This window comes from Hyalangium ruber (assembly GCF_034259325.1).
Classification (GTDB): Bacteria; Myxococcota; Myxococcia; order Myxococcales; family Myxococcaceae; genus Hyalangium_A; species Hyalangium_A rubrum.
Genome location: NZ_JAXIVS010000003.1, coordinates 169,667 through 190,616, shown reverse-complemented (window position 1 = coordinate 190,616; position 20,950 = coordinate 169,667). Strand labels below are relative to the sequence as shown.

16 protein-coding genes are annotated in these 20,950 nt (G+C 69.5%); 9 read left to right on the top strand and 7 right to left on the bottom strand.

The window, feature by feature from the left end; translation table 11 throughout:
- Window positions 1-2: 2 nt before the first annotated feature.
- On the bottom strand, window positions 3-1,055 hold the full coding sequence (locus SYV04_RS09720) for a hypothetical protein (RefSeq protein ID WP_321545394.1): 1,053 nt from the start codon (window positions 1,053-1,055) through the stop codon (window positions 3-5).
- Window positions 1,056-1,161: 106 nt separating this feature from the next.
- Between SYV04_RS09720 and SYV04_RS09715 the strand changes: the two genes are divergently transcribed.
- Window positions 1,162-1,701 carry a hypothetical protein gene (locus tag SYV04_RS09715; protein ID WP_321545393.1) on the top strand — a complete coding sequence of 180 codons (540 nt, stop codon included), beginning with the start codon at window positions 1,162-1,164 and terminating at the stop codon, window positions 1,699-1,701.
- Between the two features lie 17 nt (window positions 1,702-1,718).
- Here SYV04_RS09715 and SYV04_RS09710 read toward each other — a convergent pair whose 3' ends face one another.
- Complete coding sequence (locus SYV04_RS09710) at window positions 1,719-2,813, bottom strand: TetR family transcriptional regulator (RefSeq protein WP_321545392.1); 1,095 nt, start codon at window positions 2,811-2,813, stop codon at window positions 1,719-1,721.
- A gap of 176 nt (window positions 2,814-2,989) precedes the next feature.
- Window positions 2,990-4,402: a sigma-54-dependent transcriptional regulator gene (locus SYV04_RS09705; RefSeq protein ID WP_321545391.1), complete on the bottom strand. Its 1,413-nt coding sequence runs from the start codon at window positions 4,400-4,402 to the stop codon at window positions 2,990-2,992.
- Between the two features lie 84 nt (window positions 4,403-4,486).
- Here SYV04_RS09705 and SYV04_RS09700 point away from each other — a divergent pair, with 84 nt between their 5' ends.
- The 3 genes from SYV04_RS09700 (at window position 4,487) to SYV04_RS09690 (ending at window position 8,155) form a co-directional block, all read left to right on the top strand.
- Window positions 4,487-5,086, top strand: coding sequence for an NUDIX hydrolase (locus tag SYV04_RS09700; protein WP_422723925.1), 600 nt, complete (start codon window positions 4,487-4,489; stop codon window positions 5,084-5,086).
- Window positions 5,087-5,394: 308 nt separating this feature from the next.
- Window positions 5,395-6,225 carry an iron-containing redox enzyme family protein gene (locus SYV04_RS09695; RefSeq protein WP_321545390.1) on the top strand — a complete coding sequence of 277 codons (831 nt, stop codon included), beginning with the start codon at window positions 5,395-5,397 and terminating at the stop codon, window positions 6,223-6,225.
- 133 nt (window positions 6,226-6,358) lie between these two features.
- A complete protein-coding gene (locus SYV04_RS09690; protein ID WP_321545389.1) occupies window positions 6,359-8,155 on the top strand; it encodes a methyl-accepting chemotaxis protein in 1,797 nt (598 codons plus the stop codon).
- 19 nt (window positions 8,156-8,174) lie between these two features.
- Here SYV04_RS09690 and SYV04_RS09685 read toward each other — a convergent pair whose 3' ends face one another.
- Together SYV04_RS09685 and SYV04_RS09680 are read right to left on the bottom strand one after the other, a co-directional pair.
- On the bottom strand, window positions 8,175-9,608 hold the full coding sequence (locus SYV04_RS09685) for a sensor histidine kinase (RefSeq protein ID WP_321545388.1): 1,434 nt from the start codon (window positions 9,606-9,608) through the stop codon (window positions 8,175-8,177).
- A gap of 10 nt (window positions 9,609-9,618) precedes the next feature.
- Entirely contained in the window at window positions 9,619-11,394 is a 1,776-nt protein-coding gene (locus tag SYV04_RS09680) for a monovalent cation:proton antiporter-2 (CPA2) family protein (protein WP_321545387.1), read from the bottom strand.
- A 71-nt stretch (window positions 11,395-11,465) separates the two neighbouring features.
- Between SYV04_RS09680 and SYV04_RS09675 the strand changes: the two genes are divergently transcribed.
- The 4 genes from SYV04_RS09675 (at window position 11,466) to SYV04_RS09660 (ending at window position 18,006) form a co-directional block, all read left to right on the top strand.
- On the top strand, window positions 11,466-12,947 hold the full coding sequence (locus SYV04_RS09675; RefSeq protein WP_321545386.1) for a potassium/proton antiporter: 1,482 nt from the start codon (window positions 11,466-11,468) through the stop codon (window positions 12,945-12,947).
- 99 nt (window positions 12,948-13,046) lie between these two features.
- A complete protein-coding gene (locus SYV04_RS09670; protein ID WP_321545385.1) occupies window positions 13,047-13,496 on the top strand; it encodes a hypothetical protein in 450 nt (149 codons plus the stop codon).
- A 165-nt stretch (window positions 13,497-13,661) separates the two neighbouring features.
- Window positions 13,662-15,725: a monovalent cation:proton antiporter family protein gene (locus SYV04_RS09665; RefSeq protein ID WP_321545384.1), complete on the top strand. Its 2,064-nt coding sequence runs from the start codon at window positions 13,662-13,664 to the stop codon at window positions 15,723-15,725.
- 58 nt (window positions 15,726-15,783) lie between these two features.
- Window positions 15,784-18,006 carry a hypothetical protein gene (locus SYV04_RS09660; RefSeq protein ID WP_321545383.1) on the top strand — a complete coding sequence of 741 codons (2,223 nt, stop codon included), beginning with the start codon at window positions 15,784-15,786 and terminating at the stop codon, window positions 18,004-18,006.
- A 45-nt stretch (window positions 18,007-18,051) separates the two neighbouring features.
- Here the strand turns inward: SYV04_RS09660 and SYV04_RS09655 are convergent, their stop codons facing one another.
- Both SYV04_RS09655 and SYV04_RS09650 read right to left on the bottom strand, forming a co-directional pair.
- Entirely contained in the window at window positions 18,052-18,606 is a 555-nt protein-coding gene (locus SYV04_RS09655; RefSeq protein WP_321545382.1) for a Uma2 family endonuclease, read from the bottom strand.
- Between the two features lie 299 nt (window positions 18,607-18,905).
- Complete coding sequence (locus SYV04_RS09650) at window positions 18,906-19,187, bottom strand: Imm32 family immunity protein (protein WP_321545381.1); 282 nt, start codon at window positions 19,185-19,187, stop codon at window positions 18,906-18,908.
- 160 nt (window positions 19,188-19,347) lie between these two features.
- Here SYV04_RS09650 and SYV04_RS09645 point away from each other — a divergent pair, with 160 nt between their 5' ends.
- Window positions 19,348-20,949: a serine/threonine protein kinase gene (locus SYV04_RS09645; RefSeq protein WP_321545380.1), complete on the top strand. Its 1,602-nt coding sequence runs from the start codon at window positions 19,348-19,350 to the stop codon at window positions 20,947-20,949.
- Window position 20,950: the final 1 nt, after the last annotated feature.

The window sequence follows — 20,950 nt, the reverse complement described above, 5'->3', positions numbered from 1 at the left end:
AGTTACAGCCGCCAGGTGAGCCCCAGGCCCACCACCTGCCGGAAATAGGAGAGCTCATTGCGCTGCAGGGTGGTGCTGTAGAGCCCGTAGGACAGCTCCACGTCCATGTGCTCATTCACCGGCCGCGCCAGCTTGAGTGATAGCGAGTTCTGCCCCTCATCCTCCTCCACGAGGATGATCTCCGGCGAGAGGTAGATGCCGTCCGGATAGCGGCTCAGCCCTACCGCTCCCTGCGCCAGCAGCGTCAGGCGCCAGGGCAGCCTCAGCCCCGCGCTCCCGCTCAGCCGGTGCCGCAGCACCGTCTCTCCGAAGCTGTTGGAGCTGACCTCCTGGTACGTGTACGTCAGCCCCAGCGCCCACGCGCCCCGGTACGTGTAGCCCGCTCCCGCCGACAGCGCCCCGTCCTGGCGCCGCCCCAGGCTCGGGCCCTCTCGCCCTGGCGGCAGCCGCGCCTCCACCCCGTAGCGGCGCGCGCCGTAGTCGCCGAAGACGCTCAGCGCATGCCGGCGGTTGAAGCGATAGCGCCCCAGGAAACCTCCCTCGGGGCCTCCGAAGTTCGCCCGGCCATCCGGGCGGTACACGAAGCGGTGCGCCCCCGCCCGCACCCGCAGCGCCAGGCGCACCTCCGGGGCGTACTCCAGGAAGGCGCCCGCCCCCAGGTCCGAGTAGTCCCGGCTGCCGCCCCGCCGGTCCTTGCCGCGCCCCTCCACGCCCACGGCCAGCTGGGTGCCCAGCACCGTCGAGCCCTCCACCGCCGCGGCCTGTACCAGCACGTCCTCGTCCGCGTAACTCAGGTACTTCCGGCCCCCAAGCTCGTAGCGGCCCACCAACTGCAAGCGCTCGCCCGTCACCCGGGCCTCTGCCGCGCCCAGCAAGCTGAAGGCCATGTCCGGCGACGGGTCGCCGCCGGGCTGGTCATCCGAGAAGTCCCGCGGCGCGTTCGAGTCCACCAGCATCCGGCCGGTGACGCGCAAGGAGCCCTCCACGTCGGCCGCGTGGGCGCCACTGGCGAGCACGAGGGGGGCGAGCAGGAGCGCGGAGAGGAGGCGGGACACGCCCAGGCACCATACCGTGGGCAGTGTTCGCACGCCTTGTTCACGAGAGGCCAGGGCTCCCAGCGCTGGCGGTGACGCGGCCCCGCCTCCCCGTTACAGTCACCCCATGCGTCTCGCGTTGCTCTTGTCCGCCTGGGCCTGTCTCGGCCTCGTTGCCTGCGCCCCCGTCTCCTTCGACTCGGAGCTCAAAGGCGAGACCACCGTCGCCAAGGGCCCTCCCGGCGTCACCACCCTGCTCAACGCCTTCCCCGCCATTGGCAGCTTCGCCGGGCTCGACTTCGACCAGAACCCGGACTTCCGCAACCAGGGCGTCTCCAAGGACGAGGTCAGCTCCGTGAAGCCCAAGGCCATCGAGCTGCGCCTGCTCAGCCCGGATGACGCCGACTTCGGTTTCCTGGACACCCTCGAGTTCTTCGCCAAGGCCGGCGACCAGGAGAAGCGCTTCGCCCGAAAGCAGGACATCTCCCGGCTCGGCCTGCAGGCTCCCAACCCCGTGCTGAGGATGGAGGTGGAGGACGTGGAGCTGCAGCCCTTCGTCGCCGCCCCCTCCATGAGCATCATCGTTCGCGGCAAGGGGCGCATGCCTGAGCAGGAGGTGCGCCTCCAGGCCGTTGTCACCCTGAGCGCTCAGGTGGATCTGCTCTGAGCCCCGCCGCGGGCTGGCTACTCCAGCTCGCGCACCTTGCGCTCGAGCGTGCTGGCGCGGGAATCCAGCTCGCGTGCCAGGGACTCCAGCCGCTTCGCCTCGGCCTCCAGCGAGCCCAGGTCATCGAAGTCCCCCGTGGCGAGCTGCTGTGCGCGCAGGGCCTCCACCTGAGGCCGCGTGTCGCTCGCGCGGGCGGAGGGCGTGCTGGGTGCCGGATCCGACGGGGTGGGCAGGGTCGGAGGGGAGGTGCCCGGAGGCGTCCCGATGGGCGCACCCCCCTCGGGTGGCCGATCCGACCCAGGGGCAGCCGGAGGGTTCTGTATGTGGCCCACCTCGGCATCGTCCGCGAGGTACGGATCGCGGCGGGGCGAGGGCGTCGCGTCCACCTCGAAATCCTGGCTGGCGTTGAGGCGCAGCCGCAGGCGCCGGTCCTGCTCGTCGAACATCGACTCCTCACCGAGGAAGTCGTTCATCCGCCGCTCGAGCGCCTTCTCCTCGCGCACCTCGGTGATGCGGGCCTTGAGCACGGTGAGCCGCTGGCGCACCTTGTCCTCGGAGTCGCGCAGCGCGTCGGCCTGCTCCAGCAAGTCCTCCGGGTCATCGCTCGCCTCGGCCCGGCTCAGCGCCGGCACCCGCGAGGTGGGCAGCGCCGAGCGCACCGCGTCGCGCTCGGTGCGCAGCTCGCGCATCCGCGACAGCAGCCGGTTCCGCTCCTCGCGCGCGGTGGCCGAGTCCCACGCCGCGCGCACCCGCGAGAGCTCCTCGGACAGCGTCGTGTACAGCGCCAGGTGCGAGCGCTCCGACTCACCCTCCGCGCCCGACACCGCCTGGGCCAGCCCCGTCAGCTCGCCGCTCAGCTCCTGCGAGCGCCGCAGCGCCTGCTCCAGCTCCGGGCCCGCCGTCAGCTTGCCCTGGCGCTCCGCCTTGAGGGTTTCAATCCGCCCGGCCACCCCGTTGAGCTCCAGCCGCAACGCCTGCTGGCGCTCGCGCAGGGTGCGAACCTGGCTGCGTGCCACCTGGGCCTTGGCGCGCACCGCCTCCAGCTCGGAGGCCGCCCACGCGGGGGCGCCGAGCAGCAGGCACAGCAGCAAGGAGGGGAGGTGGCGCTTCATGACGTCCTACCTTAGAGCAAGGGCGATGCCAGCCCGAACGCGCCCCCCGCGCTTTTGTTCACGACAAAAATCGAGGATTTCCAGGGGGTTCGGCGCCTGGGGGACACCGGAGGCGGGCCGGGGAGTGGTGGAAAGTCACGGCAGGGCGGCCAGGGGGTGGTGGATTTTCGAGGGGATCAACCCTCCTCCGGGGGGCGCTCGCCCTTGGAGATGAAGCCGTACTTTTCCAGCTTGTAGTACAGCGCGGACGTCTTGATGCCCAACAGGCGTGCCGTCTCCGTCTTCACCCCGCCTGCCTTCTCATAGGCCCGGGCGATGAGCTGGCGCTCGATGTCCTCGAGGATGTCGGGCAGGGGACGGTCCCCGTGGGGGATGGGCAGGCCGGTGGCGTCCGTGCGCGGCGCGCTCGTGCTCAGGTGCGAGGGCAGGTCCGCCTCGGTGAGCAGCTCGCCCTCGGCGAACACGAGCGACTGCTCCACCACGTTCTCCAGCTCGCGCACGTTGCCCGGCCAGGCGTGGCGGGCCAGGGCGCGCAGGGCGCTGTCCTCCATCCCCTTCACCCGCCGGTTCACCTTCGCGGAGTGCTTGGCCACGAAGTGGCGCGCCAGGGCGGCGATGTCCTCGGGCCGCTCGCGCAGCGGGGGCAGGTTCAGCGGGACGATGTGCAGCCGGTAGTAGAGGTCCTCTCGAAAGCGGCCCGCCTTCACCTCGGCCTGCAAGTCGCGGTGGGTGGCGCTCACCACGCGCACGTCCACCTTGAGCGTCTCCTCGCCGCCCACGCGCTGAATCTCCTTCTCCTGGAGCACGCGCAGCAGCTTGGTCTGCACCGAGGCCGGAATCTCTCCAATCTCATCGAGGAAGAGCGTGCCGCCGTCAGCCAGCTCGAAGCGGCCCAGCTTGCGCTTCACCGCGCCGGTGAAGGCCCCGCGCTCGTGGCCGAACAGCTCGCTCTCCAGCAGCGTCTCCGCCAGGGCCGCGCAATGCACCACCACGAAGGGGCCCTCCTTGCGCGGGGAGAGCTGGTGGAGCATGCGGGCCACCAGCTCCTTGCCGGTGCCGCTCTCGCCGCGCACCAGCACCGTGGCGTCGCTGGCGGCCGCCTTGCGCACCTGCGTGAGCAGCTTCTGCATGGGCTCGCTGTCGCCCACCAGGCTGCCGTGGGTGAGCGCCGCGTCCGCCTCGTGCGCCGCCGTGCGCGCCGAGAGCTTCTCCACCTGCCGCCGCGCGGTCGACAGCTCCAGCCCCTTGTCCACCTTGGCCCGCAGCACGTCGGGCGGGAAGGGCTTGGTGATGAAGTCGTAGGCCCCCTCCTGCATCGCCTGCACCGCCGTCTCGATGGTGCCAAAGGCCGTCACCACCATCACCACCGCCGTCGCGTCCAGCGCCTTGAGCGCCTTGGTCACCGCGATGCCGTCCATCCCGTCCATCTTCAGGTCCGTGACGACCAGGTCGAACGGCGCCTTCTTGTAGGCCGCCAGCCCGTCGGCCCCCGAGCGCGCCGCGGACACGGTGTGCCCCGAGCGCGTGAGGGTGACGGTCATCCCCTCGCGGAGGGTGTCGTGGTCATCGATGACGAGGATGCGAGCCATGAGGGGAGCCTTCTCCTCCAATAAGGGGGCGGGTGTCACTAGCCGCCACAAGCCCACCAAAGTGGACTGGCATCGCGGGGCCACATGCGATTTACCCTTTCCATGCCCATGACGGAGTCGGACTCCTCCCTGGCCGGGCTGCTGGCCCGCCACGTGCCCACGGATGCCAAGGAGCGCGAGGACCTGGAGCGCATGCGCGCCTTCGCCGCCCGGCTCTCGCGCCCCTTCTCCCGCGCCCAGCCCGAGGCCCACTTCACCGGCAGCGCCGTGGTGGTGGACCCCACGGGCAACCGCGTGGTGCTGCTCCACCATGGAAAGCTCAAGCGGTGGCTCCAGCCCGGAGGCCACGCGGACGAGGCGGACGCCGGCAGCATGGAGGCCACCGCCCTGCGCGAGGCCCAGGAGGAGACGGGGTGTCGGGTGAAGCTCCACCCTTCCGCACCTCGCCCGCTGGATGTCGACATTCACACCATTCCGGCGCGCAAGGACGAGCCCGAGCACCTCCACCTGGATGTGCGCTACCTCGTCGTCGCCGAGGACCCGGAGGCCCTGGCGCATGACCCGGCCGAGTCCTTTGGGGCGCAGTGGCTGGAGTGGGGCGCGGCGCTGGAACGTGCCGATGAACCGCCCCTGCGCAGGTTGCTAGAAAAAGCGCGTTCTGCTTTCCACCCGACGAGCCGTTGAGGTGCGTATTAACCCACCTTCTCTAGCAGTGAACACAGCTCTCATGAACCGGAGCCTTAGGCTGTTCAGTTGCCAACGTGCCTGTGAGAAGAGGGCTTGGACGGAAGCCGGGCGCTGCACAACCTACAGGTAGGCCGGTTCGGCTCCGTTTGGAGCAAGCTGGCACGCAACTTTTTCCGGTTCGGCTAGAAAAATAGAACGTAATTCGACTCTTTTTTTCCAGAGTCCCAGAAAAATTCCCGTCAGCTTGCTTTCCTCCCCCCTAAGCGGGTAAGATTCCGTCTCACATAGAAACTCAGGAGTTCACTATGTCGACCGTCGCCCTGGACACTGCGGCCCCCCAGAAGACCCAGCCCCTGCCCCTGGCGAAGCGCTCTGCCACCGAGGCCCCCGCGCGGCGTTACAACCCGCCGGCGCTGGCCACCACCCCGCACCCGGAGTGGATTACGGCGATGGTGGAGACGGTGAAGACCGAGTGGGAGGCGGCGTGCTGGCCGCGCCTGTTCAAGGAGACGGCCGAGGGCAAGCGCCCCCCCCTGCGCGTGTGGCAGCGGATGCTGACCGAGTGCTTCTTCATCGTGGAGAACTTCCCCAAGTACATGGGGCTGTCCCTGGCGAAGACCACCTACGGCAAGCGCCCGGGTGACTCCAGCGCCCGCCGCTGGCTGCTGCAGAACATGGCGGTGGAGGCCAAGCACTCCGAGTGGTGGCTGGACTGGGCGGCCGGTACGGGGATTGATCCGGAGCAGCTCTTCAACCACACGCCGATGCCGGAGGTGATGGAGCTGCACACCTACCTCATGGAGCTGTGCGCCAAGGGCACCCTGGCCGAGGGCGTGGCGGCTTCCAACTGGGCCGTCGAGGGCGTGACGGGCGTATGGACGCACGGCGTCGAGAAGCACTTCCGCGAGTACGCGGCCGAGGGCGCCCGCATCGACGGCGTGTCGATGATGTGGCTCAAGGCGCACGCCCGCTATGACGATGCGCACCCGCACGAGGCGCTGGAGATCATCAAGGCGGCCACCAACCCGCTGAGCGAGGAGCCGGCCCGGGTGACCGAGGCTGCTCGCAAGTCCCTCGAGCTGCTGGCCAAGGTGTGGGAGGCCTGCTACGCCGCCGAGATTCCCGAAGCGGGGTAGTTCACAGCGGCAGGATTCTCGGGTTGAATGCGGCCCGTGGATCCAACCCTTCTCACGTCCAAGCGTGTGGTGAGCACACCACCCGCTGCCTCACGTCCTTCAGCGTGAGCCCGGAACGGGGGGGGCAGCCGCCATGACCAACGACGATCAGCTCATCAAAGATTTTGCCCGCCGCGGGAGCACGCTGTTCCTGAAGTGGGTGTTCGCCCCCGCGCTCATCTGCGCCTACCTCATCGCGATGGTGGTGGGCCTGGCGAGCGACGACGCCACGCAGATGGTGGTGGTCATCATGCCGATCATCATCGGCGTGTACGGCTTCGTGTATCCGTACGTGGCCATCCGGACGCTGAGCTCGCGCGCGCTGCGCCACCGGCCCGGAGACGCGCCGGGAGAGCGCCTGGCCCGAATCCTCCGGCTGCCGTGGCGCGCCAGCCTCTTCACCACCTATGTGGCGTGGACGCTGGGCGGCTTCAGCTTCGCCCTGCCGGTGTGCCTGGCGTACGGCAAGGAGCCGATCCGCATCTTCCTGGGCACGGCGGTGGCCTTCTGCTTCGGCGTGGTGGTGTCCTTCCCCTTCGGCATCAGCCTGGAGAAGCTCTGCCTGCCGCACGCGATGGAGGAGCGCAAGGCGCACCCCACCATCGAGCTCAAGGGCAGCGGCATCTTCTGGCCGCGCCAGTCCTGGTTCCTGCCCTACACGTTCGTCGCCTCCATCATCGCCACGCTGGTGCTCAGCAGCTGCGTGGTGGTGGTGAAGTTGATTGGCGTGCGCGGCGGCCTCGACCAGGTCCAGGGGATGATCAAGGCAGGCGACCCGAAGTCCGCCGAAGAGGTGGCCAAGCTGAGCGCCTCGCTGTTCGTGGACCTGGCCTACGCGCTGCCCTGGGTGGCGGTGCTCGTCATCGTCCTGCCGACCATCACCACGTACCTGCTGGCGCGCCGCCAGGCGCTGGGCGCCACGGCGGTGGGCAGCGCGATTACCGGCCTGGCCTCCGGGCGCATCTCCTCGCCGGAGTGGGTGTCCACGGACGAGATTGGGGACCTGGCGTCCGCGCTGAACGCGGTGCTCTCCAAGCTGCGGCAGATCCCCGAGACGCTGGCCTCGTCGGCCAGCCGGCTGGTGACGGCGGGCAATGACCTGGGCGAGGCGAACAACGAGCAGCAGCAGAGCCTCAACCAGCAGGCGGCTGCCATCCAGCAGACGCAGGTGACGTCGCAGGAGATCAAGCAGACCTCGCAGATGACGGCCGAGCGCGCCGAGGCGATGCTCCGGGTGGCGCGTCGCGCCGAGGACCTGGGCCACGAGGGCGAGGCCGCCATCGAGCAGAGCATGCAGGGCCTCTCCACGATTCAGCAGTTCGTGGACGCCATGCAGGTGAAGCTCAACCGCCTGGCCGAGAGCGCCACGCAGATCGGCGAAATCACCGAGGCCGTGAAGGACATGGCGGACCAGTCGAACCTGCTGGCCGTCAACGCCGCCATCGAGGCGGCGCGCGCGGGCGAGAACGGCAAGGGCTTCGCGGTGCTGGCGCGCGAGATTCGCGCCCTGGCCGACCAGTCGGTGAAGAGCACCACGCGCATCCGCGGCATCCTCGGCGAAGTCATCGGCGCCATCCGGGCGGCGGCCACCATGGTGGAGCAGGGCTCGCGCGACATCGCCGGCGGTCTGGAGCGCATGCGCGCCTCGTCCGACAGCCTGCGTGAGCTGTCGCGGCTGTCGCAGGAGAACTCGGCGGCGATGCGGCAGATCGTCGCGGCGGTGAACCAGCAGAACGCCGGTATCTCGCAGATCTTCAGCGCCATCGCGGACCTGTCGCAGATCATGGACGCGACGCTGCGCCGGCTCGAGTCGACGCAGCAGGCGACCGAGACGCTGCAGGCGGTGTCCACGGAAGTGGGCCAGATGGCCAGCCAGTTCACCGTGAACTGAGGCCGAGGTTTGGGGGGCCCTACGAGGGGCTCCCCTGTTGGAGCGGCAGCGTCAGGGTGAAGGTGGTGTCCCCGGGCGTGGAGGTGAAGGCCAGCTCCCCGCCGTGGGCCCGGACGATCTTTCGCGCCAGCGGCAGCCCCAGGCCGGTGCCCTTCTCCCGGGTGGTGAAGAAGGGCTCGAAGATGCGCTCGCGCTCCGGCTCGGGCACTCCGGGTCCGGAGTCCTTCACCTGGATGGCGTAGCGCCCGGCCTCCACCCGGCCCACGACGCGCACCGGCTGCCCCGAGGGCGAGGCCTGCACGGCGTTCTTCACCAGGTTCACCAGCGCCGCGGTCAGCAGGCTCCCGTCCGCCTCCAGCAGGGCGGGCGCCGCCTCCACCTGGACTTGGATGCCCTTGGCTTCTGCTTCCACGGCGAGCAATTCGCACGCGCTGGAGAGCAGGGCAGGGGCCTCCACAGGGGCGCGGTGCAGCGGCTGCTCCCGCGCGAAGGCCAGGAAGTCCTCGACGATGCGCTGCAGGTAGCCCACCTCGCGCTGGATGCGCCCCACGTGGCTGGCGGCCTCGGTGGTGCTGCCCTCCTTCAAGTCCTCGGCGAGCAGGCCGGAGAACAATTCAATCCCGCCCAGGGGGTTGCGCACCTCGTGGGCCACGCCCGCGAGCATCAGCTTGAGCTGCCGGTCCCGGCTCTCCAGCGCCCCGCGCATCTCCTCCAATTCGCGGGCGAGCACGCCAATCTCCTGGGTGGGCTCGGGCGGCACGGGCGTCGTCAGGTCTCCCCGGCCGATGCGCAGCGCCGAGTCCATCAACCGCCGCAGCGGTCGGGCGAGCCCTCGCGCGGTGAGCACCGCCACCGCCGCGAGTACCGCCAGGGCCAGGACGCTGGCCACGGTGAAGGTGCGCGAGAGCCGGGCCAGCGGGCCGAAGAAGACGGCGCTGCCCTCCACGGCCACCGCGCCCACCACCGCGCCCTCCTGGCGCACCGGCGCATAGCCCGTCTTGTAGAGCCGCCCGTCCGAGCCGGTGAAGAGCACCTGGCTGGCGGCGCGCTCCCCGGCGAAGACCAAGGAGAGCTCGCGCCGGTCCCGGGCCAGCTCCGGCACCTCGGCGCCCACGGGCAGCGAGCCGCCCACGTCCGCTCGCACCCGTCCCTGCACATCCACCACGTACACGCGGCGCATGCCGCTGGCCTGCCGCACCTCCTCCAGGAGCCGGGTGAGGTTGCGCCAGGTGCGCGTGCCCTGCACGTCGTCCCCCGGCTCGATGGTGAGCATGCGCTCGCCGCTCACCTGGCTGGCGGTGGCGGCGGCGATGGCCGACAGGCTCTGCCCCAGCTCGTCCTCGAGGATGGAGCGCGCCAGGGCGTAGCCCACCGTGCCGATGAGCCCGAAGAAGCCGAGCGTGGGCAGCAGGAACGCGAGCAGCAACCGCGCCGAGAGCGAGTTGAGCCTCATGGCGGAGTCCTTACGAGGCCTTCTGCTCGGCGTCCTTCTCGAAGAGGCTCTCCAGCTCCTGGCGGGCCTTGGCCGCCATCTCGGTCAGCTTCTTCTCGTCCTTGTGGAAGGGGTAGACGGACTGCAGCAGCTTCTCGTCGTGCTCCCGGAAGCGCTCGATCGTCTTGTGGCTCTCGGAGTACGTCAGCCCCATCTCCTCGAGCAGCTCGCCGGCCATCTCCAGGCTGGAGCTCCACGTCTCGCGCGTCACGTGTTTGATGCCCAGGTTCAGCAGTTGGTAGGCGTGCTGGCGGTTGCGGGCCCGGGCGAAGATGGTGAGGTGGGGGAAGTGCTGGAGCACCGTCTCCGCCGTGCGGACGGAGGCCGCCACGTCATCGATGGCGAGCACGAAGAATTGCGCCTTCTCCGCGCGCGCGGCCCGCAGCAGGTCCAGCCGCGAGGCGTCGCCGTAGTAGATCATGTTGCCGAAGCGCTTGAGGAAGTCGATGTTCTCCGGGCTGGAGTCCAGGGCGGTAAAGCCGATGCGCTTGGCGCGCAGCAGGCGGGCGATGACCTGCCCCACGCGCCCCATGCCGGCGATGATGACGGGGTTGTCCTCCGAGGGAGCCACGTCGAACTCGCGCTTCGCCTTCTTGTTGAAGCGGGGGCGGCCCCACCGCGTGTAGGCGGTGAACAGCAGCGGCGTGGTGACCATGGAGAGGCTCACCACCACCACGAGCAGCTCCGACAGCGGCTTGTCCATCACGTGGAACTGCACCGCGAGCCCGAACAGCACGAAGGCGAACTCGCCGCCCTGGGAGATGACGATGCCCAGGCTGAGGGCGGACTCGGTGCCGCGCAGGCTCCACTTGCCGATGGCGAACAGCACCGCGGCCTTGATGGCCACCAGCGCGAGCACCAGGGCCAGCACCAGCAGGGGGCTGGTCCGCACCAGGCCGATGTTCACCGACATGCCCACGGCGATGAAGAACAGGCCCAGCAGCAGGCCCTTGAAGGGCTCGATGTCGGCCTCCAGCTCGTGGCGGAACTCGGACTCGGCCAGGAGCACGCCGGCCAGGAAGGCGCCCAGGGCCATGGAGAGGCCCACCGCGCTCACCAGCGCCGCGGTGCCGACGACGAGCAGCAGGGCGGTGGCGGTGAACAGCTCCTGGCTGTGGAAGGAGGCCACCGCCTTGAACACCGGGCGCATGACATAGCGGCCGGCGAGGACGACTCCGATCAGCACGCCCACCGCCTTGAGCGTCGAGAGCCACCCGGGCTCGGTGGAGGGCATGTCGGAGGTGCCCAGCAGCGGCAGCAGCGCCAGCAGGGGAATGACGGCCAGGTCCTGGAACAGGAGGACGCCGAAGGCGACGCGCCCGTGGTCGGACGTCAGCTCGTTCTTCTCGGCGAGCAATTGCAAGGCAAAGGCGGTGGAGGACAGGGACAGGCCCATGCCGGCGATGAGGGCGGTGGTTGGCTTGAGCCCCAACAATATGCCCACCCCCGCCAGGAGCGCGCCGGAGCCCACCACCTGGAGGCCGCCCAGGCCGAACACCGTCTTGCGCAGCTCCCACAGGCGCGAGGGCTGCAATTCCAGGCCGATGAGGAACAGCAGGAGCACCACGCCGAACTCGGCGAAGTGGAGGATGCTCTCGACGTCCGAGACGGCGCCGACCCCCCAGGGACCGATGACCATGCCCGCGGCCAGGTAGCCCAGGACGGAGCCCAGCCCGAGCCGTTTGAAGAGGGGAACAGCCACGACGGTGGCCGCCAGGAAGACGAGGGCCTGGTGGAGGAGGGACATGTCCTCCTCATTGCACAGCCCCGCGTCGGGGAACAATCTCCCCCCATCGCTCGGGTAGAGTGGCCGCGCCCATGCCTTCGACGGAGCCGCTGCCTACCGCCTTCCTGCTGCTGCTCTCCGGCGTGTTGTTGGCGCTCAGCGTGCTGTTCAGTCGCGCCTCGGGACGCTTCGGGATTCCGGTGGCGCTGCTCTTCCTGGTCATCGGCATGGTGGCCGGCTCGGATGGGCCGGGGGGCATTGCCTTCGAGGATTACGGCTTTTCCTTCCGCCTGGGCACGGTGGCGCTCGTGCTCATCCTCTTCGACGGCGGCCTCAACACGCCCTTGTCCGCGGTGCGCTCCGCCATCCGCCCGGCGGCCGTGCTCGCCACGCTGGGGGTGGTGGCCACGGCGGTGTTGGTGGGTGTGGCCGCGCACCTGCTGTTCCGCTTTCCCTGGACGGAGTCCCTGCTGCTGGGAGCCATCGTCTCCTCCACGGACGCGGCGGCCGTCTTCTCGGTGCTGCGCGGCAGCGGGCTGCACCTCAAGCGTCGGGTGGGCACCACGCTGGAGCTGGAGTCCGGCCTCAACGACCCGATGGCCGTCATCCTCACCGTGGCCCTTACCCACAGCCTCGCGAAGGGCGAGAACCCAGGCTGGGAGCTGGCGCTGGAGGCCGTGGTCCAGATGGTGGTGGGCGGAGGCATGGGGCTGGCCATCGGCTGGGCGGGCCGCCTGCTCGTCAAGCGCCTGCGGCTCCAGGCGGCGGGCCTCTACCCGGTGCTGACGCTGGCGCTGGCCTTCATCGCCTTCGGGCTACCGACGCTCTTCCATGGCAGCGGCTTCCTGTCCGTCTACGCGGTGGGGGTGCTGCTGGGCAACGAGACGCTGCGCTACCGCACCGGCCTGCTGCGGGTGCATGACGCGCTGGCGTGGCTGTCCCAGGTGGCCATGTTCCTGGTGCTGGGGCTGCTGGTCTTCCCCGGGGAGCTGCTCGGGGTCGCGGGGGTGGGGCTGGTCCTGAGCCTCTTCCTGGCCTTCATCGCCCGGCCCCTGGCCGTCATGTTGTGCCTGCTGCCGTTCCGCTTCCCGGCGGGGGAGATCGTCTATACCGGCTGGGTGGGGCTGCGCGGCGCGGTGCCCATCATCCTCGCCACCTTCCCGGTGCTGGCGGGGGCGCCCGGGGCCAAGAACCTCTTCAACATCGTCTTCTTCATCGTGGTGGTGAACGGCCTCATCCCCGGAGCCACGGTGCCCTGGGTGACGCGCAAGCTGGGGCTGGCGGCCAACGTGCCCGCCGCGCCGCCGGCGGTGCTGGAGATCGCCTCCACCCAGTTGCTCAACGGCGAGCTGAGCGCCTTCTACATCAACACGGCCTCGGCCTCGGTGGGCGCCCGCATCTCGGAGCTGCCCTTTCCCCCCGGGTCGGCCGCCATGCTCATCGTCCGAGGCCTGGAGCTGGTGGCTCCCAAGGGCGACACCCTCCTCCAGGCGGGGGACCATGTGTATGTCTTCTCGCATTCGGAGGACCTGCCCTTCCTGCGGCTCATGTTCGGCCAGCAAGAGGACGAGTAGGGCGCGGGCAACGCTTTACTTGTCCAACACCCGCGTAGTACTCGCATCCTCGTGCGCTCGCCCGGCTCGACAGATTGCAACGCTGGCCTCGGGCGTGGGGTGCTGCTGGTGCTCGCCGCCGTGGCGGCGCTCGTGCTGGCGTCGCTCGCCAGTGGCCTGGAGGAGGGGGCCAAGGCGTCCCGGGAGCGTGAGCGGGTGTCCTTGGCGGACGCCCGGTTCGAGCAGGGCGCGTGGGGCCTTGGCGGGAGCGTCGAGCTGGGACAGCCGCTCACGCAGGACCGCGCCACTTCCCAGGGCGAGCTGAGCGCGGGCGCGTGGGATGCGAGCGCGCTGCAGCTCCACCGCCCGCTGGGCTCGGCGCGGGGGCGAGCGGGCTTCTCGTCGGATGTCCAAGCCGGGCAACGCGCGCTGCGCGCTCGGCAGGACGCCATCATCGCGGCCCTGGTGCGGCGGATACGGCGCCTGGCGGTGCCTGTCACAGATGGCTATGGGGCGGATCGCCCGACCATCGTCACGCGGCCGCTGCGAGGACCTCCCCTCCGGGGTTGATGCCGTCCAGACAGCGCACGGGCAGCTCCTCTGCTCCGTGTGTACCGCGAAGTCCTGGCGTGAACCCGCCGGGTGCATCGCGATGGCGGGCGCGTTCGAGCCCACGGCTCGCACCGGGCACGGGTCCGGAGCGCCCTCGAAAATCCATCTTGCTGAGGTGAAGAGATGCACGGCGCACACGAGTTCCTGAAGGCCCTGACGCTGGTCCTGTGCGTGGCGGCGGTGACGACGGTGTTGTTCCAGCGGCTGCGCCAGCCGGTGGTGCTGGGCTACATCATCGCCGGGCTCATCGTCGGTCCCTATATCGCCATCCCCCTGTTCGCGGACATGGGTGTGGTCCAGACGCTCTCGGAAGTGGGCGTCATCCTCCTCATGTTCTCGCTGGGGCTGGAGTTCAGCCTGCGCAAGCTGTTCTCGGTGGGGCCGACGGCGGGGCTTACGGCCGTCATCCAATGCAGCATCATGGTGTGGCTGGGCTTCGTGGTGGGCCGCGCGTTCGGGTGGACGCCCATCGAGGGCCTCTTCACCGGCGCGCTCATCGCCATCTCGAGCACCACCATCATCGCCAAGGCGTTCGACGAGCAGAACATCCGCGGCCGGCTGCGGGAACTCGTCGTCGGCGTGCTCATCGTCGAGGACCTCATCGCGGTGCTGCTGATGGCGACGCTCACGGCGGTGTCCACGGGCACGGGGCTGTCGGCGGGAGAGCTGGCGCTCACCACGGGCCGGCTCGTGGCGTTCCTGGTGGGGTTGGTGGTGGTGGGCCTGCTGGTCATCCCCCGGGCGGTGCGCGCGGTCATCCGGCTCAACCGCCCGGAGACGACGCTGGTGGCCAGCGTGGGCATCTGCTTCGCGGTGGCGCTGCTGGCGCAGACGTTTGGTTACTCGGTGGCGCTGGGCGCCTTCCTGGCCGGCTCGCTGGTGGCCGAGTCGGGCGAGGAGAAGCAGGTGGAGCACCTCGTGCAGCCGGTGCGGGACATGTTCGCCGCCATCTTCTTCGTGTCGGTGGGCATGCTCATCGACCCGGCGCTCATCGCCGAGCACTGGGTGGCCATCGCGGTGCTGACGGTGGTGGTGGTGGTGGGCAAGGTGGTCAGCGTCTCGCTGGGGGCCTTCCTCACCGGCAATGGCACGCGCACCTCCGTCCAGGCGGGCATGAGCCTGGCGCAGATCGGCGAGTTCTCGTTCATCATCGCGGGGCTGGGGCTGTCGCTGAAGGCGACCGGGCAGTTCCTCTACCCGGTGGCGGTGGCGGTCTCGGCCATCACCACGCTCACCACGCCGATGTTGATCCGCACCGCGGGGCCGGTGGCCAACTACGTGGACCGTAAGCTGCCCAAGCCGCTGCAGACGTTCGTGGCGCTCTACGGCACCTGGCTCGAAGGGCTGCGAGAGGCCTCGCCCCGGCAGACGCGGGGAGCGAACGTCCGGAGGCTGGTGGGCCTGCTGTTGCTGGATGCGGCGCTGCTGGTGGGGCTGATCATCGGTACCTCGCTGGCGTTGGAGAGCATGGCCCTCGTCATCGAGGAGAAGACCGGCATGGGCCGGGTGTGGGCCGAGCGGCTCGTGGTGGCAGGCGCCGTGCTGATCAGCCTCCCGTTCCTGGCGGGCGTGGTCCAGGTCGCGCGGCGGCTGGGGACGGTGCTGGCGGAGGTGGCGCTGCCGCCCCGGCCGGGCGGGAAGGTGGATCTCGCGGCGGCTCCTCGACGCGCGCTGCTGGTGACGTTGCAGGGCGTCATCGTCCTGCTGGTGGCGGCGCCGCTCATCGCCATCACCCAGCCGTTCGTGCAGGGCTTCACCAGCGCGCTGCTGGTGCTGCTGCTGCTGGGGGTGCTGGCGGTCGCCTTCTGGCGCAGCGCCATGAACCTGGAGGGGCACGTGCGCGCGGGAGCCCAGGTCATCGTGGACGCGCTCGCCGCGCAGTCCCGCGCGAAGGAGCCGGGCTCGGAGGAGATGGACCTGGAGCAGGTGCAGGGGATGCTGCCCGGCCTGGGCGCTCCCACGCCTGTTCGGCTGGAGGCCAGGAGCCCTGCCGTGGGCCGGACGCTGGCGGAGCTGAACCTGCGCGGGCTGACGGGGGCCACGGTGCTGGCCATCCACCGAGGCGAGGAGGGCATCTCCTTCCCCACGGCCCGGGAAGCGCTCCAGGAGGGCGACGTCCTGGCACTGGCGGGGACACACGAGGCGGTGGAGGCGGCTCGGAGCCTGCTGCTGCCCGCGCCGGGGTAGGGGGCCCGTGGCGGCTCCAATTGTCTCGGGGGTAACATTCCGGGACATGCGGAGACTGATGCGGCTCGTGACGAGCGGGGTGGTGGCGCTGTGCCTGGCTGGCTGTCCGGGAGAGGAGCCGGGCGAGGGCGACGAGGACACGCTGATTCCGGGCACCCTCAGCGGCGCGGTCACGGCGCCCAACGGAGGCACCATCGCCGGCACGCAGGTGCTGGTCTGCTTCGTCGTCGGTGGCCGGTGCGACACCGCCTCGCCCAACACCAAGTCACTCACGCTGCAGGGCACGGGCGTGAGCGCTCCGTATAGCGTCGCGAACCTGGCCAGCGGTCAGTACCTCGTGGTGGCCGCCAAGGACACCAACACGAACGACGAGCTGGACAGCGGCGACTACGAGGGTGTCTACGGCAACGGCCAGGGCGCGGTCGCGGTGACTCCGCCCGCCCGTAACATCAACATCACCATGGCGGTGAGCTCCAACCAGACGATTCGCGGCACGGTCACGGCGCCCGCGAACGGCGACGTCGCTGGCACCCAGGTGACGGCGTGCTTCATCAGCGCAGGCCAGTGCGTCTCCACCCACGCCAACACCCGGAAGATGACGGTGAGCGGCAGCGGCGCCTCGGCGAGCTTCTCCTTCTCGTTGCCGCCGGGGCAGTACGCCGTCACCGCGACCAAGGACGTCAACGGCAACAGCCTGGCCGACTCGGGAGACTACGAGGGCGCCTACACCACGGGGGGCGTGGACCCGACGCCCGTCATTCCTCCCATGCAGAACCTCGGCATCCTCTTGAGGGTGAAGGGCAACACCGTGCCCCTGCCGTCCAACGTGCAGTACCTGCGCCCCACGGACTTCACGGGCGGCTCGGCCACGGTGACGCTGCAGGGGCTGTCGGCCACCGAGCGGGTGGCGGTCATCCCCGTGCATGCCAGCCAGTCGCTGACGGTGGACGGGCTGAACTACACCGTCAACACCACGGGCGTGCTGGCGCAGGACGTGTCCTCGCCCGAGGCCGAGGCGTTTTCCCCCGTGCCGCTGGCCCCGCTGGCGCTCCAGGCGCGGACGGGAATGCGGGCCCACCAGGAGGCCCACCTGGCGAAGATGGAGAAGGACCTGAGAGACGTGCGGGCGCTGCGCCAGGCCGGCGCGGCGACGCTGGGAGCGCCGGGGACGGTGAGCTCGCTGGCGATCGACAACTGCGCGGGGCCGTACACGGTGGACACGAAGACGTGCCGGTTCTGGATCGACACCAGCACGGGGCAGACGCAGATCACTGCCACGCTCAAGCGCGTGAGCACCAACGCCTACTGGTTCGTGCAGAACGAGGACCTGAGTGACTTCAGCAGCGCCGAGCTGCAGAGCCTGGCCAACGACTTCGAGACGCGCGTCGTGCCTCCGGACCGGCAGTACTTCGGCAACTTCGCCGACGTGGACGGCAACCAGAAGATCCTCATCGTGTTCAGCCGGCTGCTGGCGCCACAGGGGCTGCTGGGCTACGTGAAGCCGCTGGATCTGTTCGATGACGCCGTGGCGTTCCCGGAGACGGGGGTCCACAGCAACGAGGGCGACATCTTCTACGCGGCCACGCCGGGCAGCTTCGGCGGGCAGATTCCGCGCACCAGCTACTTCAGCGTGGTGATGCCGGCGACGATGGTGCATGAGCTCAAGCACCTGATCGCCACGGGGCGGCGGCTGACGTCCGACCAGTTCCCGGAGGAGCTGTGGATCGAAGAGGGCAGCGCGATGGCGGCCCAGCAGCTCGCGGGGCTGGGCAGCCAGGTGGACGAGATTCAAGGCTACGCGGAGCCGTGCCTGAGCTCGCCGCAGAGCGTGCGCGTGGTGTACGAGAGCCGCCCGAGCGGGGCGCTCGAGGGCCAGTGCATCTACGGCTACAACTTCCTGCTGGTGTGGCGCGCGGCGCAGAAGAAGGGCCACGCGAACTTCTGGAAGAACTGGGTCATGGGGCCGGGCTCGGGCATCGCCAACCTGGAGGCGCACACGGGCACGCCCTTCTCCGAGCTGATGATGGACTGGGCGGCCACGCTGGCGCTGGACCACGCCAACTACGCCACGGGCTACGACTACGACTCCTTCAACCTGCGGGATGGGAGCTGGGGGCGGCTGGGAGCGGTCGGGCTACAGAGCGGCACGAGCGGCCGGGCGCGCTCCATGTCCTACCTGGTAGGCCGGGGCACGGGCGGCAACGCGAACATCACCATCAACGTCACCAATGGCGCGGCGCCGCACGTGGTGATCCTCCGGTTGCCGGGCGTGCTGCCGTGACCCTTGAAGCGCTGACGCGGCGGCCCAGGGCAGCGGCGTTCGGGGCTACTCCTCATCCCAGAGGAAGGCCAGCGCCAGCTCGATGGCATCAAAGGGCTCGGCGCGCACGCGAGCCGAGCCTGCGTGGGTCACGAGCAGGGTGTAGCGCTCACCGTCGAGCCGGAACACCTCCAGCGTGCGGGCCACCGGGTCTACCAGCCAGACGTGCCGCACTCGCTCGCGCGCATACACCGGCAGCTTGACCGCTCGATCCAGGGCCATGGTCGAGGGCGAGAGCACCTCGCACACCCAGTCTGGCGCGAGCGTGAAGGCTGCTGTGTGGGGCGGTCTTGGCATCCGTTCGCGCCGCCAGCCGGCCACATCTGGCACCAGTACGTCCTCGCCCAGGTGCAGTTCCGGCTTAAAGAGCACGACCCAGCCACCGGGCCCTCCACGCCCCTGGTCGAAGGGGCCGCCCAATGCAATGCCCAGCCGCGAGGTGGCGAACGTGTGCCGAGCCGCTGGCCGTGGACTGGCATACAGCGTTCCAGCAACGAGCTCCCCGATGACATTGTCGGGCAGCGCCTCCAGATCCGCGTAGGTGGCCGGTTTCCGTTCCATTCCATCCCCATACTCCCAACGCCCGCCATCATATCCATGCAGTGGAGGCATAGCGCTCCGGTCTGACACAGGACGTCGCGCGGATGACACCCCCTCTCCTGGGTAGGGTCGAGCAGCACTGGGCAAACCTGTCTGACAACCAGACAGCTTTGGCAGGAGCGCCGCCGGGGGCCTCGAATCGGGGCTGCACCTCGAAAGCCATGCCGTGGCACGCTCTGGCGCTGCTTGCCGGCCGCACGGAAGAGGGTGTGCGCGAGGCAGTACCCTGTCCGACGCGCTGACGCAGCTCTCCCGCGGCATCAGTGCTGGCGACTCCTTCGCGCGATGATGAGTTCACCGCCCAGCAGACCTTCGTCCTTGCCGAGGTGGACGTGGTAGCCGTCGGGGCGGGCATTCGCGACGGCGAGGGCCTTTTCGGCCAGCCACCGGAGCCCTGCTTCATTGCCCTGGATCTCGATGGAGGCAGGACGGCCTGGCTCGACGGGAGCGCAGCGGCATTCGAGGAGTGCCTCCGGAGGGCGCTCGACAAAGGGAATGCCCGACGCGTTGAGTTCCAATTCAATGGTGATTCGGGTCTTCATTGCCCACCTTCACTCCAGCCGATGCTGCAATGTCCGCATCTCGTCTGTCACCTGGTGCCCCCGCGCGCGGTGCTGCTCCAGATGTATCAGCATCTCGGAGGTGCAGTCGGGACTTTGGTTGGCCTGAGGAAGGATGTTTCCTGGCAACCCTTGAGGTAGGATGGCTCCAGGTGAACGCGTGGGTACTCCTACCTGGAAGGAACTCGTGGATGCGCTGCCGATGGCGCAGGAAACTGGCCCGGAGGCCTTGCCGAGGGGCACCCGCCTTGGGCGATGGCAGGTCGTCAGCCTTCGCGGCCGAGGCACCTATGGCGCGGTATACCGGGCGGTGCGAGAGGGTCAGGCAGAAGCCGAGTCCGTAGCCCTCAAGCTGTCCCTCTACCCCAGAGATCCGCGCTTCGCGCGTGAAGCGGAGTTGCTCTCGCGCATCCATCATCCCAGCGTACCGAGCCTGCTCGACGCGGGAGTGTGGCGGCACCCTTCCGGCCGCGCCCATCCCTTCCTTGTCATGGAATGGGTGGAAGGAGGGCCGCTGTATGCGTGGGCCGCGCGCCGCAACCCCTCGTCGCGCCAGGTCCTGCGTTTGCTTGCCCAGGCCGCCCGCGCGCTTCAAGCCACCCACACGGTGAGCGGAGTGCATCGGGACGTCAAGGGCGACAACACGTTGGTTCGGTCGGCGGATGGCTGCCTGTTCCTCACGGACTTCGGGGCAGGGCACTACTCGGGCGCGGTGCGGCTGACGCCCTTGCCCATGCTTCCAGGCACTCCGGCCTACCGCAGCCCTGAAGCCTGGGAGTACCTCCAGCGTCTCGGTCCATCCTCGACGGAGCCCTATGTGGCCCGGCCTGCCGATGATGTGTTCGCCTTGGGTGTCATGGCCTACCGGTTGGTGACGGACGAGTACCCACCCTTCACGAACCCCAGCCTGGAGGAGGGGCGGTGCTGGCGGCCGGAGGGAGGAGGCCCACGGCCTCCGAGGCAGCTCAACCCTCGGATGGACCCGCAGCTCAACGCGCTCATCCTGCGCATGCTGTCGCGGCGGCCCGAGGAGCGTGGTCACCCGGGCGAGCTGGCCGAGGCGATGGAGCAGGGCGTAGCGAATGCCGGACCCATGGCGGACGTGCCCCTGTTCGAGTGGGAGACGCTCGAGCGCTCGCAGTGGCCAGAAGGAGATGTGGCTGAAGCCGAGCTGCTGGGCCACCGCCCGCGCCGCCGGGATCGGGAGGAAGTCCGCGAGGCCGAGCAATCGGATGCGGCTCTGCGAGTTCGAGCGGAGCCGCGGGAAGCTCAGCAGCTCCCCCGTGCCGCGGCACCCGCCGTGCGACGCATTCCCCGCACGCGGTCCCGGCGATGGCTGCCCTGGCTCATGGCAGTGGGCACCTTGGCACTCCTGCCAGGGAGGTCAGAGCCTGGGCGTGCCGGCGAGGATTCCACCGTGGCGAGGAGTGCATCCGACGCGGAGGAGGCTGTCGCTCTTGGAGACACAACACTGAGCGCTTCCGCTGTTCTCAAAGCTCCCACAGGGAGAGGGATAGCCTTGGAGATGCCAAAGCAGCCGCTACCAGGGCAGCTCAGGCCCGATTCGAAGGGGCGCTGTCACAAGGGACAGAGTGCAATCAACGGAGGCTGCTGGTTGAAGGTGGACGTCGAGCTCGAGGACTGTCCCGGGAACGGCTTCGTGCATCGGGGCGGCTGTTACGCTCCCATCTTCCCGCCGGACCGCGAGCCAGCCTCTGCACCTGCGACGGGGGAACCCCGGTAGC